Consider the following 15,771-nt stretch of genomic DNA (forward strand, 5'->3'; position numbering starts at 1 on the left):
CCATCCCCGGCCGACCCAACAGCCCTTCCTCCGACGGGAGTTCTCTGGATGTCCCGCAGTACGAGACGGAGCGCGTTCGCCGCCGCCACCGTCGCCCTCGCCCTGACCACCGCCGCCTGTTCGTCCTCCGACAGCGGCTCCGCCGACCCTGCCACGTCGTCGTCCTCGTCGGCGTCCGGCACCTCCGTGTTCCAGCCGCAGCACAAGGGCGGGACGTTGAAGCTCGTCGCCCACGCGGCCGCCGGGAGTCTCGATCCGCAGGTCAACTACACGCTCCAGTACTGGCAGTTGTACCAGTCGATGTACGACGGGCTGCTGTCGTTCAAGAAGGTCGGCGGGCAGGAGTCGTTCACGGTCGTCCCGGATCTCGCCGCGGCGATGCCCAAGGTCACCAACGGCGGCAAGACGTACACCTTCACGCTCCGCAAGGGCATCACCTTCTCCAACGGCAAGGCGCTGACCACCGACGACGTGGTGGCGTCCTTCCAGCGCATCTTCAAGGTCTCCAGCCCCACCGCCGGCACCTTCTACAACGGCATCGTCGGCGCCACCGCCTGCCTGAAGACGCCCGCGTCCTGCACCCTCAAGGGCGGTGTGACCGGTGACGCGAAGGCGAACACCGTCACCATCAACCTGACGGCGGCGGACTCGGAGTTCCCGTACAAGCTGGCCGTCCCGCACGCCAGCATCCTGCCGAAGGACTCGCCGACGAAGGACGCGGGCACGAAGCCGCTGCCGACGACCGGCCCGTACATGGCGGCCTCGTACGACCCGAACCGTGCCCTGAAGCTGGTGCGCAACCCGCACTTCAAGGAGTGGTCGCGGGAGGCCGAACCGCAGGGCTACCCGGACCAGATCGACTACACCTTCGGGCAGACGGTCGAGTCCGAGGTGACCGCCGTCGAGAACGGCCAGGCGGACTGGATGTACGACCCGCCGCCCGCCGACCGGCTCAACGAGATCGGCACCAAGTACACGTCCCAGGCGCACGTGAACCCGCTGACCGCGTTCTGGTACGCGACGCTGAACGTCAACATGGCCCCGTTCAACAACAAGTTGGCGCGCCAGGCCATCAACTGGGCCGTGGACCGGTCGGCCGTGGTGCGGCTGTACGGCGGCACCAACCTCGCCTCCCCCGCGTGCACGATCCTGCCGCCGGGCTTCCCCGGGCACGTCAACTCGTGCGACTACACCAAGGGCGGCGGCAAGACCTGGACGGCTGCGGACCTGGCCACGGCCAAGGCGCTGGTGAAGCAGTCCGGCACGGCGGGGCAGGAGGTCGGCATCGTCGTGCAGGACGACGACGTCAACAAGTCCATCGGGCAGTACCTGCAGAGCCTGCTCACCCAGCTCGGCTACAAGGCGACGCTCAAGCCGCTGTCGGGGAACATCCAGTTCACCTACATCCAGAACACGAAGAACAAGGTCCAACTCGCCCTGACGTCCTGGTACCAGGACTATCCGGCGGCCTCGGACTTCCTCAACGTCCTGTTCTCCTGCGCCGCGTTCCACCCCGGCAGCGACTCCAGCATCAACATCTCGGGCTTCTGCGACAAGGGCATCGACGCGAAGATGCAGACCGCGCTGAAGACCGCGCAGACCGACCCGACGGCGGCCAACCAGCAGTGGGGCGCGATCGATCAGGCGATCATGCGGCAGTCGCCGGTCGTCCCGCTCATCAACCCGAAGATCATCGACTTCACGTCGAAGCGGCTGGGCAACTACCAGTTCAGCAAGCAGTTCTACATGCTCGTCGGCCAGACGTGGGTCAAGTGAGCACCGCCGCACCCGAGTCGGCCACCGTCGAGGCCCGGCGTTCGCCGGGCCCCTGGCGGACGGCCGGCGCCGACCTGCTGCACAACAGGTCGGCGCTGGCCGCGGCCGTCGTCCTCTTCCTCGTCGTCCTGGCGACCCTGTGCGCCCCGCTGTACGCGCACCACGTCGCCCACACCGACCCCTTCCAGTCCCATGTCTCCGGCACCACGGTCGTTGACGGCAGGACCGTGCCGGTGCTCACCCCGAGCAGCACCGGCCTCGGCCTCGGCGTCACCCCGATCGGCCCGACCTGGGACCCCGCCCACTACTTCCTCGGCGCCGACAACCAGGGCCGCGACGTCATGGCCCGCCTGCTCTACGGCGGCCGGACGAGCCTGTTCATCGGGTTCACGGCGGCACTGCTCACCTGCGCCCTCGGTACAGTCGTCGGAGTCGTCGCCGGGTACGCGGGCGGGGTGGTGGACGCCGTCATCTCCCGTGTCCTGGACGTCATTTGGGCCTTCCCGGTGTACCTGCTGGCGATCTGCCTCTCGGTCGTCCTCCTCACCGACGGACTGCACCTCGGACCGCTCACCGTCGAGGCGGGGAGTCTGTGGCTGCCCGTCGCGATCATCGCGGCGATCTATGTGCCGTACATCGCCCGCCCGTTGCGCGGTCAGGTACTCGTCCTGCGCAACAAGGAGTACATCCAGGCGGCCATCGGCTCCGGGGCACCGACCGTGCGCATCCTGCGCCGCGAGGTGCTGCCGAACGTGCTGCCCACGGCGATCGTGTTCGTGCCCCTGATGACCGCGCTCGCGATGCTCACCGAGTCGGCGCTGTCCTTCCTCTCCGTCGGTGTCCAGCCTCCGGACGCCAGTTGGGGCACGATCATCGAGGACGGGCTCGGGCTGCTCTACACCCGCCCAGCCGTGACGATCGCGCCCGGCCTGCTGATCGCGCTGACCACGGCGGCCCTCAACGTCCTCGGCGACGGCGTGCGCGACGCGCTCGACCCGGGCGCCCGGCTGCGCGGAGGGGTGTGATTCCGATGCTCCGGTTCATCGTGAAGCGCTTCGCGTCCGCCCTGCTGGTGATGTTCGCGATCAGCGTCCTGGTCTTCCTGATCTTCTTCGCCACACCGGGAGTCGACCCCGCCGCGCGCATCGCGGGCCGCAACGCCGACCCGGCCACGCTCGCCCAGGTCCGGCACTCCTTCGGCCTCGACCGCCCCATGCCGATCCGCTACTTGCTGATGATGCGTCACCTCCTCATCGACCGTGACCTGGAGTCGTTCGTCAACCGCGGCTCCCGCGTGATCCCGCAGATCGTGCAGGCAACCCCGGTGACGCTGTCGCTCGTGATCGGCGCCGCGCTGATCTGGATGACGGCCGGCATCATCATGGGCACGGCGGCCGCGGCCCTGCGCGGCAAGGCTGCCGACCCGCTGATCATGCTCGTCGGCGTGGTCGGCGTCTCCCTCCCCGCCTACTGGCTCGGTGAGGTCGTCAACCTCATCACCCAGAAGCAGCTGCACAGTTCGGTCTTCTCCTGGGTCCCGCCACCGGGCTACGTCGGCCTCGACCACCCCGGCCAGTGGGCCCTGCACCTCCTCTTCCCCTGGCTGACCCTCGCGCTGCTCTACGCCGGGATCTACGCCCGGCTGCTGCGCGGCGAGGTCGTCAGCGCCCTGAACGAGGACTACGTCCGCACCGCGCGCGCCAAGGGCCTCTCCGAGCGGCGCATCCTGATCCGGCACGCGCTGCGCTGTTCCCTGATCCCGATCGTGTCGCTGTTCGGCCTGGACTTCGGCGCGTTGGTGGGCGGCGCCGCGCTGCTCACCGAGGTGGTGTTCGGCCTCCCCGGCATCGGCAAGCTGACCTTCGACGCCCTCCAGAACCTGGACCTGCCCGTGATCATGGGCACGGTCCTGTACGCGGCGTTCTTCGTGGTCCTCGCCAACGCGCTGGTGGACATCCTGTACGCCCGACTCGACCCGAGGGCCCGCCATGCCTGACCAACCCCTGCTGGACGTAAGCGACTTGAGGGTGTCCTTCCGCACCCGCCGAGGCTCCGTCACCGTCGTCGACGGCCTGTCCTTCTCGGTGGCGCCCGGTGAGATCCTGGGTGTGGTGGGCGAGTCGGGCTCCGGCAAGAGCGTCTCGATGCTCGCCGTGCTGCGCCTGCTGACCAGTCCGAACGTGACGGTCGAGGGCGAAGTCCGCTTCCGCGGCCAGGACTTGCTCGCCCTCCCCGACAAGGAGATGCGGGCGGTACGCGGCCGGGAGATCGCCATGGTCTTCCAGGACCCGATGACCGCGCTCACCCCCGTGTACACCGTGGGCTGGCAGATCGCCGAGCAGATCCGGGCGCACGAGAAGGTGTCCCGCAAGGAGGCGCACACGCGTGCCGTCAGCCTGCTCTCCGACGTCGGCATCCCGGACGCGGCCTCCCGCGCGAACGCCTACCCGCACGAGTTCTCCGGCGGCATGCGCCAGCGCGCGGTCATCGCGATGGCCCTCTCCTGCGGCCCGGCACTGCTGATCGCCGACGAGCCGACCACCGCGCTGGACGTCACCGTCCAGGCCCAGATCCTGGACCTGATGCGGGAGTTGAACACCCAGGGCTCGGCCGTCGTCCTCATCACGCACGACATGGGCGTCATCTCACAGATAGCCGACCGGGTGCTCGTCATGTACGGCGGCCGGGCGGCCGAGGAGGGACCGCGCCGGGCGGTGTTCCACGGACCGCGACACCCCTACACCTGGGGGCTGCTCGACTCGGTGCCCCGGGTGGGCGGGCCCCGGCTGCGGCGGCTGCCCACCATCGCGGGGATGCCCGTGGCGCCGGGGAGTCTGCCGGAGGGGTGCGCGTTCGCGCCCCGGTGCCGGTTGCGGCACGAACGGTGCGAGGAGCGGCCCGAGTTGTCCACAGGGGCGGGGCCCCACCGCGACGCCTGCTGGCTGCCCGACGACGACCGCGCCTCCCTGCGCCTGACCTCCCGCGCGGCGGCGACGGACGTACCGGACCTGGAACGAGAGGCGACACCATGAGCGCGCTGACGACATCGACAGAGGTGCTGCTGCGCGCCACGGACGTCGCCAAGCACTACCCCCTGCGCGCGGACGGGCTCTCCCCGCGCCGCAAGGTGCTGCGGGCCGTGGACGGTGTGTCGTTGGAGGTGCGCGCCGGTGAGACGCTCGGGATCGTCGGCGAGTCGGGCTGCGGAAAGTCCACGCTCGGCCGCTGTCTGGTCCGGCTCACCGAACTCACCGGCGGGCGGGTCGAGTTCGACGGTCAGGACATCAGCACCCTCTCCACGCGTCGGCTGCGTCCCGTGCGGCCGGGCATGCAGCTGGTGTTCCAGGACCCGCAGGCCTCGCTCAACCCCCGCCGCCGTGCCGGGGACATCGTGGCGGAGCCGCTGCTCGTGCACCGCTACGGCGACGGGCGCGCGGTCCGCCGTAGGGTCGCCGAGCTCTTCGACGTCGTAGGGCTGGCTGCGGCCCATCTGGACCGGTATCCGCATGAGTTCTCGGGCGGGCAGCGGCAACGCATCGGGATCGCGCGGGCGTTGGCGACGAACCCGAAGCTGATCGTCGCCGACGAACCGGTGTCCGCGCTCGATGTGTCCATCCAGGCACAGGTGTTGAACCTGTTCGCCGATCTGCAGGAGGAGTTCGCGCTCACCTACGTGTTCATCGCGCACGACCTCGGAGTGGTCCGGCATGTGTCGGACCGGATCGCGGTCATGTATCTCGGGGAGATCGTCGAACTCGCCGAGACCGAGGCGCTGTACAAGGAGCCCGCGCATCCGTACACGCAGGCGTTGTTGTCGGCCGTGCCGGACATCGACGACGGGACGCTGACTGACGAGGTCCCTCGGGAGCGGATCGTGCTCTCCGGCGAGGTGCCCAACCCGGTCGACAAGCCGACGGGGTGTCCGTTCCGGACTCGGTGCCCTTACGCGCGTGAGCGCTGTGCCGTGGAGCGGCCCCGGCTGACGATGACCGCCTCCGGTCGGCACACCGCCTGCCACTTTCCCTTGATCGACTGAGGGTACGGAGGGCGGACCCTGCATGATGGCCCGTATGCACCTCCGCATCGACGCCGTCGACCTGCCCGGCCGTACCTTCCCCGCCCCCGCCGACAAGCCCGTCGCGACGTACGACAACGTCCATGTCGGCGTGCAGCGCCGGGACCGGCCGGCCGAACTCCTCGACCCGCAGCCGGGGGACGGCTCATCCGCGAGCTGGACGCTGGAGTGCTCGGCGGAGGTGACGCCGGACGGTGTCGTGGTCACGGGCCCTTATGTGCAGCACCGGATGGGGCTGCGGTTCGTCTATCTGTCGTGGGGGACGGTCGACGCGGCCGGTCTCTTCACGATGTTCCGGCGGGCCAAGCTCATGCTCGACTCGGTGCCGGACGACGTCCTGGCCGCGGCCGCGCCCGACGGTCTGCTGGTCGGGCGGCTCGGGCTGACGGACGCGAACGGCGGCCCGCTGTGCGCGAGGGTGGATCCCCCGCACATCACCTGGACCGCCGAGAGCGTCGGGTAGTGCCCGTCAGGATGCCGAGTCCTTCTTGTTCGTGGCCAGCCGGTACGCCTGGGTCGGGGTCATCGCGACGCCGTTCAGGCTGACCGTCTTGTACGTGCTGACCTTGGCGCAGGACTTCGACTGGTCGGCGGTCGATGCCTGGGCGTTCGAGGTGGCCGCCTTGGTGTCGGCGGGGGCCGGGGACGAACCGCCGCCGGGGAACGTCGTGCCGCTCGGCCAGTCCGTGCCGATCACCAGGGTCAGGCCGGTGCCGGTGCCCTGCTTGAGGTGCGAGGAGGAGAGGCCGAGCGCGCTCGCCACCGTCTGGGCCTCGGCCTTCTGCCCGGTGCCGTAGGTGAGCGTGGTCGTGGTCGCGCTGACGGAGGCGTTGCCCGTGGTGGTGCCGGAGCTGAAGCCGCCGTCTATCAGGGAGGTCGCGACCGTGGAGGCACGTCCGCTGATGCTGGTGCCGTTCTCCACCGTCACGGCGATCTGCGCGGCGGGGACGGCGACGGCCGTGGCGGTCGCGGTGGCCGCCGAGGACTTCTTGCCCGAAGAGGTGGTCAGCGACTGGTCGTTGGCGATGGTGGCGAACAGGCTCTTCGCCGCCGTCGCGGGCACGACGCGGTCCGCGTTGTTCGGGTCGGCGCCGGTCTGCATCGTGGTGAAGGTCATGCGCTTGGTGGGGACCTTGTCGAGGTCCGCGGCGAGCCCGATGAGCTTCTTGACGGTGCCGAGGCCGGTGTCCACGGTGAGCGCCTTGGTGGCGGCGTCGGCCAGGTTGTAGACCGCCTGGGGGTCGGTGAGCGTGCCGGCGCTCTTGAACTTGCGGATCATCGCGCTCAGGAACAGGTGCTGCGAGACGGTACGGCCGAGGTCGCTGCCGTCGCCGAAGCCGTGCCGGGAGCGGACGAACTCGAGCGCCGCGTTGCCCTTGAGGGTGTGGGTGCCCTTGGCGAGCTTCAGGTGCGAGTAGGTGTCGTAGACGTCGGCGTTCACGCACACCGAGACGCCGCCGACCGCGTCGGACATCTTCACCACGCCGGAGAAGTCCATCTGCACGAAGTGGTCGATGGTGATGCCGGTGAGCGCGTGCACGGTCTTGACCTGGCACTCCTGGCCGTACTGCAGCGCGCTGTTGATCTGGCCGTAGTAACCGGCCGTCGACTGGCTGCTGTCCGGGTCCTTGCAGGCGGGGACCTGGGTCATGGTGTCGCGCGGGATGCTCATCACGGTGGCGTTCGAGCGGTCGGCGGAGATGTGGACCACCATCTCGACGTCCGCGTTGCCGTTCCCGGTCTGCACGCCGGTGGTCGAGCAGCCGCCGCCGAGCTTGCAGTCGGTCGCGCTGCTGCGGGCGTCGCTGCCCATCACGAGGAGGTTGATCGGCGTCCGGCCGAAGGCGTCGGCCTTCTCCTTGCCGCCCGCGCCGTCGTCGATCGCGATGCTGTTGATGTTGCCGTTCAGGTGCTCGTAGAACCACCAGCCGGCACCCGCGGTCACCATGATCAGCACCGACAGGGATATCGCGCTGATCTTCAGCACCCGCTTGCCGCCCGTGCTCTGCTTGACGCGGCGGCGCGAGGCGGCACGGCCGCGGGCGCGGGATCCGCCGCGCGGGGCCTGGCGGGCCGCGGCGCGGGCTGCGGCCCGGCCGCCGGTGGGCAGCGGCTCGTCGGCCTCACCGGCACGCGGCCTGGGCACACCTCGTGTGCGGCTGCGCGTGGCGTGTCCCACGGGGCCGTCCCCGAGGTCGGTCATCTGGCACTCCCACGTACGGTCGGGCCGTTCAGGCCGTTCGATGCTGCGGCCAGGGGCGCGCGGCCGTGTCGGGTCGGGCGAGGCGGGGGTCCGCTCTCTCTTGCGTGGTTGCGCAATATAACAATCTCAGATGAGAACGCTGTAGGGCCTTTCTCATTTACGGGATATCCTTTTACGTCAAACTCGGTCAACTGATCGGAATCCGTGCGGTGGTGATGGTCATCGGGGTACCGGTCACGGCGATGAGGTAGAAGCGCGGATGCGACCCTCCCGGGGCCCGCCGCACACCGCCGGGCGGCTTCACCTCGTACGTGGCGGAGGCGTGCGGGGCGAGGGTCGCGGGGCCGCCGGAGGCGGTCCACCAGTCGGAGGCGCCCTGTCCGAGGCGGCTGGCGAAGTGGGGGGTGAGCCGGGTACCGGTGATGTTGACGACCCGGACCGCGAGACCGGTGATGTCCAGGTGGCCGGCCCGCTCCGCGAAGCTCGGTGTGACGTTCATGCGCAGCGGCGGAGCACTGGCCGCGGCGACCGCCGCGCACACCACGGCGGGCGTGACGAGTCCCACCGCGAGGACGGCCTTGGCCCGGTGCCCGGTGACGTGCGGGATGCGGGGCTGCCAGGCGGAGGCGAACGCGGAGGCCGGGACGGTCGCGGCCGCCGCGAGCCACAGCGGGGTCATCATCAGGAAGTAGCCGTCCTGGGACCGGGTGGCCAGGTAGAAGCTGAGCCAGGGCAGCACGGTGATCGCCGGTCCGAGCCGCCGCACGAAGAGCAGCGTGGCGGCGAGCAGGCCGAACAGGAGCAGCTGGCTGCCGTAGGAGTAGTAGTCGAGGTGCCTGCTGCCGGCGGTGAAGTAGTACGAGATCCCCATGAGGCCTTGGCCGTGCAGGATCGCCTTCTGGGTGAGCGGGAGCAGCAGGCCGTGCAGCCAGGTGTGGAAGTCCTGGGTGGCGAAGTAGGCGTTGATCGCGGCCCAGGTGAGGGCGGCGGTGCCGGTGTAGCGGGCGATCACGCCGAGGGCGGGCCTGGGTCCGAGGTCGCCGCGGCGGACGGCGTAGAGGCCGATGAGGAGGAACGGCGTGAGGAACCAGGCGAGTTGCTGGGTGGCGCAGGCCGCGCCGAGGCAGAGGGCCTGCGCCACTCCGGGCAGTCCGAGCCGGCCGCCGGCTCCGGTGTCGGGCCAGCGGACCACCACCGGGATGAGGAGCGCCAGGGCGAGGACGGCGGGGTAGCCGGAGTAGGCGTAGCCGGGCAGGAAGCCGAAGCCGAGGCACACGGCGGTGGCGCCGGACCGCCAGGGCACCGGGAGCAGCCACCACAGCAGGACGGCGCCCGCGAGCAGCGCGCCGGTGGTGACGAGGGTCGCGGCGGCCGTCGAGTGGACCACGGCGTGGACGGGGGCGGCGAGCAGCGCGGTCAGGGGCGGATAGCCGTAGGTGTAGTCGGCGCCGCCCGCCATGGTCTTGGTGATACCGACGGACGAACGGTCGAACAGCCACGGCCAGGGCTGTCCGTAGATGGGGTGTCCGTGCAGGATCTCGTGGGCGGCCTGCGCGGTGAGGACGCCCTCGTCGGTGCCTGCGTGGTTGAGCCAGTACCCGCACAGCACCAGGACGACCGCGAGCAGCAGTACGCCCGCGTCCACCCGGGTCAGGGCGCGCCGGGTGCGTGTGGTGAGGGCGAGGACGCCCGCGACGAGTATCCCGGCGTAGCAGACGGAGATGATCCCGGCGACGTCCGGGCGGGACGTCATCGCCCTCGTCCAGGCGTCGCGCGTGCCGATGAACAGGCTGATCGCGGCGATCAGCGTCATCCCCCGGTGCAGCTGCTGCGGCGCCGCGACCTCGGTCGCGAGCGGCCGGGCCCACAACGGCCCCGCCATGGCGGGCGCGTCGCGCCGCCTCAGCCGCAGACCACCGCCGGCACGGGGACCGTCATCCATGGCGTCCTTCTCCTCGCTCCGTCCCGGTCGGTCGGCAGTTCACTCCGGGGCAACCTCCACTACACGTCGTAGAGGTGAAAGGAGCCGACGAGGTTCACCGGCGGAAGGAAAGAGCTGGGGAAGAAAGTGAGGAAAGTGCCGACACGCAGGGCACGTTGACGCGTCGGGCAGGGCTGTAGCCCTCGGTACTCGCAGGGTCACTCGGTGCCGGCAGCGAACCGGTCGGTGCCGAGCACGGTGAGGAGGGCGAGTTTCTCGTGGCTCTCCGTACCGGGGGTGGCGGTGAAGACGAGCAGTGACTGGCCCTGGTCCGGTTCCAGGAGGAGCTGGCAGTAGAGGTCCAGGCGGCCGACCTGGGGATGGACGAACCGCTTGGTCCCGCTCCAGCGCAGGCCCACCTCGTGCCGCTCCCACAGCCGGGCGAACTCGTCGCTGGTGCGCCGCAGGACGTCCGCCAGGCCCGCCGCGGGCGAGCCGGGCCCGTCCCGGGTGACGGCGGCGCGCAGCAGCGCGACGTTGGTCCGGCTGTTGACGTCGTGGTCCTCGGGGTCGTAGCGCTCACGCTCGGCCGGATCGGTGAACCAACGGTGGGTCGCGCTACGGGAGTTGCCCGTGTACTGAGTCTGCTCGCCGAGCAGCGCCACGGCGGACGGCGTCTGCAGCAGCGTCTCCCCCAGCGGGCCCATGACCTGCGCGGTGGTGTCGGCCAGGCCGTCCATGACCCGCATCAGGCCGGGGCTCACATGCTCAAGTCGCGTGCCCCGACGGGCGGTTCGGTACCCGGCGAGCAGGAACAGGTGATCGCGTTCGTCCGGGGTCAGCCGCAGGCCACGGGCGATGGCGGCGAGCATCTGCTCCGAGGGCTGCGGCCCGTCGCCGCGCTCCAGCCGGGCGAAGTAGTCGGCCGACATGGTGCACAGCTCGGCCACCTCCTCGCGGCGCAGGCCCGGAGCGCGCCTGCGCTGCCCGCGGCGCAGCCCGACGTCCTCCGGTTGCAGGGCCGAGCGCCGGGTGCGCAGGAAGGCGCCGAGGGACGCGCGGTCGAACGTGTGGTCCATGGTTCTCATCGTCGGCCATGCGGTGCGGCTCAGCCACGACCTGGCGTTCAGTGGTTGCGGAGGTCCTTCCGGGGGTCGTGGCTGGGCGGGTTCACTGGCGAGGCGATCAGCGGTCAACCGTCACAACGAACCAGGAGTCAACTCCCATGACCCGTATGCCAAGTTGGACCGAGCACGACCTCCCGGACCTGACCGGCCGTACGGTGGTGATCACCGGTGCCGGCCGCGGCCTCGGCCTGATCACGGCACGCGAACTCGCCCGCGTGGGTGCCCGGGTCGTGCTGGGGGTACGCGACACCGGCAAGGCCCGCGGCGCCGTCGCCGGTCTGCCCGGCACCTTCGACGTCCGGCCGCTCGACGTGTCCGACCTGACCTCCGTACGCGCCTTCGCCGACGCCTGGTCCGGCGGCCTCGACATCCTGATCAACAACGCCGGCGTGATGGACATCCCGGCCGCGCGCACGGCCGACGGCCTGGACCTGCAGACCACCACCAACCACACCGGCCCCTTCCTGTTGACCACCCTGCTCCTCGGTCACATCACCGACCGCGTCGTGCACGTCACCAGCGAACTGCACAAGCAGGGCAGGCTCGACCTGGACGACCTCGACTGGCGCACCCGCAAGCACAACGGGATGCAGGCCTACCAGGCGTCGAAGCTCGCGGTCGTCCTGTTCTCACTGGAGCTCCAGCGCCGGCTCACCGCCGCGAACAGCCCGGTCCGCTCGGTCCTGGCCAGCCCGGGCATCGCCCGCACCTCGCTGGCGGCCCACTCCCGGTCGAACGTCGTCAACCGGTTCACGTTCCTCACCAACGCCCCCGAGCGCGGAGCACTGTCCCTGCTCTACGCCGCGACCCAGGACGTCCCCGGCAACTCCTACGTCGGCCCGGACGGCCCGGGCGGCTTCCGGGGCTCCCCGGTCCTACGGCGACAGGGCAGGGCCGGCCTGGACGCGGCCGTGGCCGGGCGGCTGTGGGACGCAACTGCCGACCTCGTGGGGCCAGTTGACGGCCGGGCCGCACGACGGGGTGCCTAGCACTGCTGCTCGTACTGGAGCCCGGTGTACCGCCGGGCCGCGATGTCCTCCCGGGTCCCCACGATCAGGTTCATCGTGAACACGTCGTAGTCGATCGCCTGCCCGGCGATCTGCGCGAGGAGCACGGATTCGCCCGTGTCGGGTGCCATGTCCCACGAGTCGGAGAACCCGCCGATCTGTACACCGACGCCAGGGCGATGCCCGCCGAAGGCCAGGTCCCCTACGGCCTCCTCGAAACCGTCCAACGCGTCCTGGGCTCCCCCTCCGTCACCGGCGAGGAACGCGCTGATGTGCGGGCCCCCTTCCCACTCGCCGTCGAAGGTCAGGCCGGGCACGGGGTACAGGGTGCGGGGTTCATAGACCCTGGACTGCGCCTCCTCACCGTCGAGTCGATCCGTCTCGGAGTGCTCGGCGCGGCCCGCACCGGCAGGTATGTGGAGCACCGCGGACGACTCCGGCGGGTACTCGATGTCGGTGAAGAACAACAAGTGCCCATCGACGGGCAGTTCGATGTCCAGGACGCCCTGAGGCAGGGCAGCACAGTCGACGCTCAGCACCAACGGCTCGCCCCCGTCAGGCCAGTTCACCCCGTCCGGCAGTGCGGGAAGCCCGCCCGTCCGTGCGGCGGGACGGGCGTTCTCCCGACGCGGCTCGGGCACCTCGCCGTAGGGCACCAGGTAGAGGCATGGGCGGGTCCGGGCCATCAACTCCCTTACGACGGGGGCGGGTACGCCGTACTTGGCGGCCGTCTCCAGAAGGAGGGCTTCGTCGATCGATGTCATGCCGGCGATCGTGCCATGGGCCACTGACATGCTTGCGGATCGTCGCAGGGGGCCCGGGCTTCAGCCGATGCGTGTTCCCGTGCCGCCGACACGGACGCGCGGGTCGCCCGCGCGCAGGGTCACCGTGAGTTCGCCGGGGCGGCCGAGGTCCTCGCCCTGGTGCAGAGTGAGGACGGAGTCCTCGGGGACCAGGGCGAGTTGACGCGCGTACGCGCCGAACGCGGCCGCCGCCGCGCCGGTCGCCGGGTCCTCGACGACTCCGCCGACGGGGAAGGGGTCACGGACGTGGAAGACGGTGGCCGACTCCCGCCACACCAACTGGACGGTGGTCAGGTCGAGTTGGTGCATCAGGGCTTCGAGGCGGGCGAAGTCGTAGGCGAGGTCCGCGAGTCGGGCGCGGGTCACCGCCGCGAGGACGAGATGGCGGGCGCCCGCGAAGGCGATGCGGGGCGGGAAGACGGGGTCGAGATCGGCCTCCGGCCAGCCGAGCGCGGCGAGCGCCTCCGTGAGATCGGCGTCGGTGATGTCCTCGAGGTGCGGTTCGACGCTGGTGAGCGTGGCCCGGAGCGTCCCGTCCTCCTCGACCACCTCCACCGGCACGGTGCCGGCGCGCGTCGCGAACACCAGCTCCCCGGGGCCCACCCGTTCGGCGAGCGCCAGGGCGGTCGCGACGGTGGCGTGCCCGCAGAACGGCACCTCGGCCTTGGGACTGAAGTACCGGATGGTGTAGGCCCGCCCGTCCTCGCCGCCGAGCCCCTCCGGGGGCGCCGTCAGGAACGCGGACTCCGAGTATCCGAGGTCGGCGGCGACGGCCAGCATGGCGCTGTCGTCCAGCGCGGAGGCGTCCAGGACGACGCCTGCGGGGTTTCCGCCCGCCGGGTCGCTGGAGAAGGCGGTGTAGCGCAGGACCTCGGGGCGTGGAGCAGTCGTCGTCATGACCGTGGCAACCGAGGTAGGGCCGCGGCCATTCCCGCACGCGGGCGGAGACGGTGCCGGGCGCCCGGCCGAAGCTCGTCGGCCGGGCGCCCGGGGTGTCCTAGTCGCCGGTCACTTCTTGACCACGGACTCCACCCAGCTGATGAAGTTGGTCGTCGCGTCACCGGTGCGCTCGGCCATGGTGTGCGCCATGGCCCACACGGTGGCGAAGTCGACGTCGCGGATGCCGTAGTTCAGCAGGGCCAACTGGACGTTGATCTCTGTGGTGTTGGCCGTGTCGCCCTGCATGATGCCGGTGCGGATGCGCCAGTGCCGCGCCACCTTCGACTGCCGGTAGCCGGCGAACGCGGGCGAGAGGAAGTACAGCGGGTTGTACGCGTCGCCCCGCCAGGCCATGTCCTTGCCGACGCTGTCCTTCTTCGCGAAGTCGCTGTCGTAGGCCGAGGAGCCGTAGGCGGAGTCCCAGTCGGAGTACGTGGCGTACGTCGTCTCGTTCGCCTTGATGACGTCACGCGTGAGCGGCGCGAAGTGCGACGGGACGCCCAGTCCCATCGCGAAGACGCTGTTCTCGCCCTGCCCGCGGGAGTATCCGTCGAACGCGCCGACCGGCTTGTTCGCGGTCTTCTGGCTGTTCACGAAGCCTTCGAGGCCGGACACCGTGGCGGTGTTCGTCGTGGCGTCGTAGGTGACCCAGGTGCTGCCGGTGTTGAGGTAGGCGATGTAGTCGTCGACCGTCTGGTACGTGGTCGAGGTCCCCGTCTGGCCCGATCCGGGCGGGCCGCCCTGGGTCGTGATGGTGTACGGGAAGGTGTTGTCCGACAGGAAGTTGTTCAGCGAGGTGGTGATCACCCCGATCAGGTGGTCGTAGTAGCTGCCGGACAGATAGGTGCCGCTGCTGGACTCGGTCAGCCGCAGGCGCCTGCCGTGCTCGTCGCGCAGGCCCAGGCGGTTGAGGTACTTGGGCCAGGCCTTCGCGAGGTCCGCCGAGTAGGCGCTGGTCCACGTGGTGGACGCGCGCGTGCCGGTCGAGGCGAACTGGCCCATGTTCCACTCGTAGGACAGGTTGGCCTCGGCGAGGTCGGTGATCGGGCACCAGGCCATGACGCCGGCGACCGCGTCGCTCAGCGGCCGGCCCTGGGCGTCCTCCATCGCCGCGCCGATCGTGCGCAGGTACGGCTCGAACAGGGGGCTGTCGCCGGAGGTGCCCGCCACGGTGTCCTGGGCGCCGCCGCCGCTCATGCCGAACAGGACGATGTCGTCCGTGCTGCCGGGCAGGACGCTCTGGTTGTACCGGAGGAAGCGGACCGCGGCCTTGAGGTCGGTCACGCCCCAGGGGGCCGCGTCGGAGCGGGTGCTGGTCGAGCTGTCCCGGCCGCGCAGGCCCGGCCACACGTAGACGAGCCCGGCCTCCAGGTACGCCGACACGCTGGTGTAGCTGTAGGACGTGGCCGGCGCCTGCTGGGCGTAGCCGGGGGTGTTGACCGGGATCACGATCGGCGCCGTGCGTCCCGAGTACTGGCCGACGGTGCCCTTCGGGTTGGCCTTGGCGGTGTACGTGGTGCCGTCGCTGTTCGCGGTGGCCGTCAGATAGGCGCCCGGCACGTAGATCGACAGGTTCTCGTAGTCCGTCGCAGCCGGGTTCGCGACGTACACCTTCCCGATCTGGTAGTACACGTCGTTGGTCGCGTCGTACGACCAGGCCGTGGGGTCGAGCTCCAGCGAGTACGCCGAGGACGTGCTCGACGAACTGCTCGACGACGAGGTGGCGGCGAACGCCGTGCCCGCCGTGCCCTCGGCGACTCCGAACGTGGCCAGGGCTGCGACGCCCGTGGCACTGCGGATGACCGTTCTGCGGTTCATGTCCACCCGTGGACCTCCTTGTACAGCGAGTTGCGTGGTCACGGCCGTACTTGGGCACCACCCCGGCGACGCCGCGGGCAAGTCCGGCTGTGCGGCTCATAC

At 70.4% G+C, this 15,771-nt stretch carries 13 protein-coding genes; 7 read left to right on the plus strand and 6 right to left on the minus strand.

Going from position 1 to position 15,771, the window contains the following annotated elements; all coding sequences use genetic code 11:
- The first annotated feature begins 48 nt into the window (after positions 1-48).
- From R2B38_RS01850 to R2B38_RS01875, 6 genes are read left to right on the plus strand one after another with little or no spacing between them, the layout of a single operon-like run.
- Complete coding sequence (locus tag R2B38_RS01850; RefSeq protein WP_318014615.1) at positions 49-1,776, plus strand: ABC transporter substrate-binding protein; 1,728 nt, start codon at positions 49-51, stop codon at positions 1,774-1,776.
- Positions 1,773-2,801, plus strand: a complete 1,029-nt coding sequence (locus tag R2B38_RS01855) for an ABC transporter permease (RefSeq protein ID WP_318014616.1) — start codon at positions 1,773-1,775, stop codon at positions 2,799-2,801. Before R2B38_RS01850 ends, R2B38_RS01855 begins: the two co-directional genes overlap by 4 nt.
- A 5-nt stretch (positions 2,802-2,806) precedes the next feature.
- A complete protein-coding gene (locus R2B38_RS01860) occupies positions 2,807-3,772 on the plus strand; it encodes an ABC transporter permease (protein WP_043677379.1) in 966 nt (321 codons plus the stop codon).
- Positions 3,765-4,808, plus strand: a complete 1,044-nt coding sequence (locus R2B38_RS01865; RefSeq protein ID WP_318014617.1) for an ABC transporter ATP-binding protein — start codon at positions 3,765-3,767, stop codon at positions 4,806-4,808. Before R2B38_RS01860 ends, R2B38_RS01865 begins: the two co-directional genes overlap by 8 nt.
- Complete coding sequence (locus R2B38_RS01870) at positions 4,805-5,812, plus strand: oligopeptide/dipeptide ABC transporter ATP-binding protein (protein ID WP_318014618.1); 1,008 nt, start codon at positions 4,805-4,807, stop codon at positions 5,810-5,812. Before R2B38_RS01865 ends, R2B38_RS01870 begins: the two co-directional genes overlap by 4 nt.
- A gap of 34 nt (positions 5,813-5,846) precedes the next feature.
- On the plus strand, positions 5,847-6,314 hold the full coding sequence (locus R2B38_RS01875) for a DUF5990 family protein (RefSeq protein WP_318014619.1): 468 nt from the start codon (positions 5,847-5,849) through the stop codon (positions 6,312-6,314).
- 6 nt (positions 6,315-6,320) lie between these two features.
- On the opposite strand, the gene R2B38_RS01880 is transcribed toward R2B38_RS01875, so the two are convergent.
- The 3 genes from R2B38_RS01880 to R2B38_RS01890 all read right to left on the minus strand — a co-directional run bounded on the left by R2B38_RS01880 (position 6,321) and on the right by R2B38_RS01890 (position 11,063).
- On the minus strand, positions 6,321-8,054 hold the full coding sequence (locus R2B38_RS01880; RefSeq protein ID WP_318014620.1) for an LCP family protein: 1,734 nt from the start codon (positions 8,052-8,054) through the stop codon (positions 6,321-6,323).
- 187 nt (positions 8,055-8,241) lie between these two features.
- Entirely contained in the window at positions 8,242-9,996 is a 1,755-nt protein-coding gene (locus tag R2B38_RS01885; protein ID WP_318014621.1) for a hypothetical protein, read from the minus strand.
- 197 nt (positions 9,997-10,193) lie between these two features.
- The gene (locus R2B38_RS01890) at positions 10,194-11,063 is read right to left on the minus strand and encodes a helix-turn-helix transcriptional regulator (RefSeq protein WP_318014622.1); all 870 of its coding nucleotides are present in this window, start codon (positions 11,061-11,063) and stop codon (positions 10,194-10,196) included.
- Between the two features lie 137 nt (positions 11,064-11,200).
- On the opposite strand from R2B38_RS01890, the gene R2B38_RS01895 reads away from it, so the two are divergent.
- Positions 11,201-12,091, plus strand: coding sequence for an SDR family NAD(P)-dependent oxidoreductase (locus tag R2B38_RS01895; protein WP_318014623.1), 891 nt, complete (start codon positions 11,201-11,203; stop codon positions 12,089-12,091).
- Here R2B38_RS01895 and R2B38_RS01900 read toward each other — a convergent pair.
- From R2B38_RS01900 to R2B38_RS01910, 3 genes are all read right to left on the minus strand, one after another.
- Positions 12,088-12,873 (minus strand): DUF1963 domain-containing protein, encoded by a 786-nt coding sequence (locus R2B38_RS01900; protein ID WP_318014624.1) that lies wholly within the window; start codon positions 12,871-12,873, stop codon positions 12,088-12,090. The genes R2B38_RS01895 and R2B38_RS01900 overlap by 4 nt on opposite strands.
- 60 nt (positions 12,874-12,933) lie before the next feature.
- On the minus strand, positions 12,934-13,809 hold the full coding sequence (locus R2B38_RS01905; RefSeq protein WP_318014625.1) for a PhzF family phenazine biosynthesis isomerase: 876 nt from the start codon (positions 13,807-13,809) through the stop codon (positions 12,934-12,936).
- Positions 13,810-13,920: 111 nt separating this feature from the next.
- Complete coding sequence (locus R2B38_RS01910; RefSeq protein WP_318014626.1) at positions 13,921-15,669, minus strand: esterase; 1,749 nt, start codon at positions 15,667-15,669, stop codon at positions 13,921-13,923.
- Positions 15,670-15,771: the final 102 nt, after the last annotated feature.

The sequence above is a fragment of the Streptomyces sp. N50 genome, from assembly GCF_033335955.1.
Taxonomy (GTDB): Bacteria; Actinomycetota; Actinomycetes; order Streptomycetales; family Streptomycetaceae; genus Streptomyces.

Excerpts from the sequence above, each read along its gene's own strand:
- R2B38_RS01850 (WP_318014615.1), top strand. The coding sequence starts at position 49 with ATGTCCCGCAGTACGAGACGGAGCGCGTTCGCCGCCGCCACCGTCGCC.
- R2B38_RS01860 (WP_043677379.1), top strand. The coding sequence starts at position 2,807 with ATGCTCCGGTTCATCGTGAAGCGCTTCGCGTCCGCCCTGCTGGTGATG.
- R2B38_RS01865 (WP_318014617.1), top strand. The coding sequence starts at position 3,765 with ATGCCTGACCAACCCCTGCTGGACGTAAGCGACTTGAGGGTGTCCTTC.
- R2B38_RS01870 (WP_318014618.1), top strand. The coding sequence starts at position 4,805 with ATGAGCGCGCTGACGACATCGACAGAGGTGCTGCTGCGCGCCACGGAC.
- R2B38_RS01875 (WP_318014619.1), top strand. The coding sequence starts at position 5,847 with ATGCACCTCCGCATCGACGCCGTCGACCTGCCCGGCCGTACCTTCCCC.
- R2B38_RS01880 (WP_318014620.1), bottom strand. The coding sequence starts at position 8,054 with ATGACCGACCTCGGGGACGGCCCCGTGGGACACGCCACGCGCAGCCGC.
- R2B38_RS01885 (WP_318014621.1), bottom strand. The coding sequence starts at position 9,996 with ATGGATGACGGTCCCCGTGCCGGCGGTGGTCTGCGGCTGAGGCGGCGC.
- R2B38_RS01890 (WP_318014622.1), bottom strand. The coding sequence starts at position 11,063 with ATGAGAACCATGGACCACACGTTCGACCGCGCGTCCCTCGGCGCCTTC.
- R2B38_RS01895 (WP_318014623.1), top strand. The coding sequence starts at position 11,201 with ATGACCCGTATGCCAAGTTGGACCGAGCACGACCTCCCGGACCTGACC.
- R2B38_RS01900 (WP_318014624.1), bottom strand. The coding sequence starts at position 12,873 with ATGACATCGATCGACGAAGCCCTCCTTCTGGAGACGGCCGCCAAGTAC.
- R2B38_RS01905 (WP_318014625.1), bottom strand. The coding sequence starts at position 13,809 with ATGACGACGACTGCTCCACGCCCCGAGGTCCTGCGCTACACCGCCTTC.
- R2B38_RS01910 (WP_318014626.1), bottom strand. The coding sequence starts at position 15,669 with ATGAACCGCAGAACGGTCATCCGCAGTGCCACGGGCGTCGCAGCCCTG.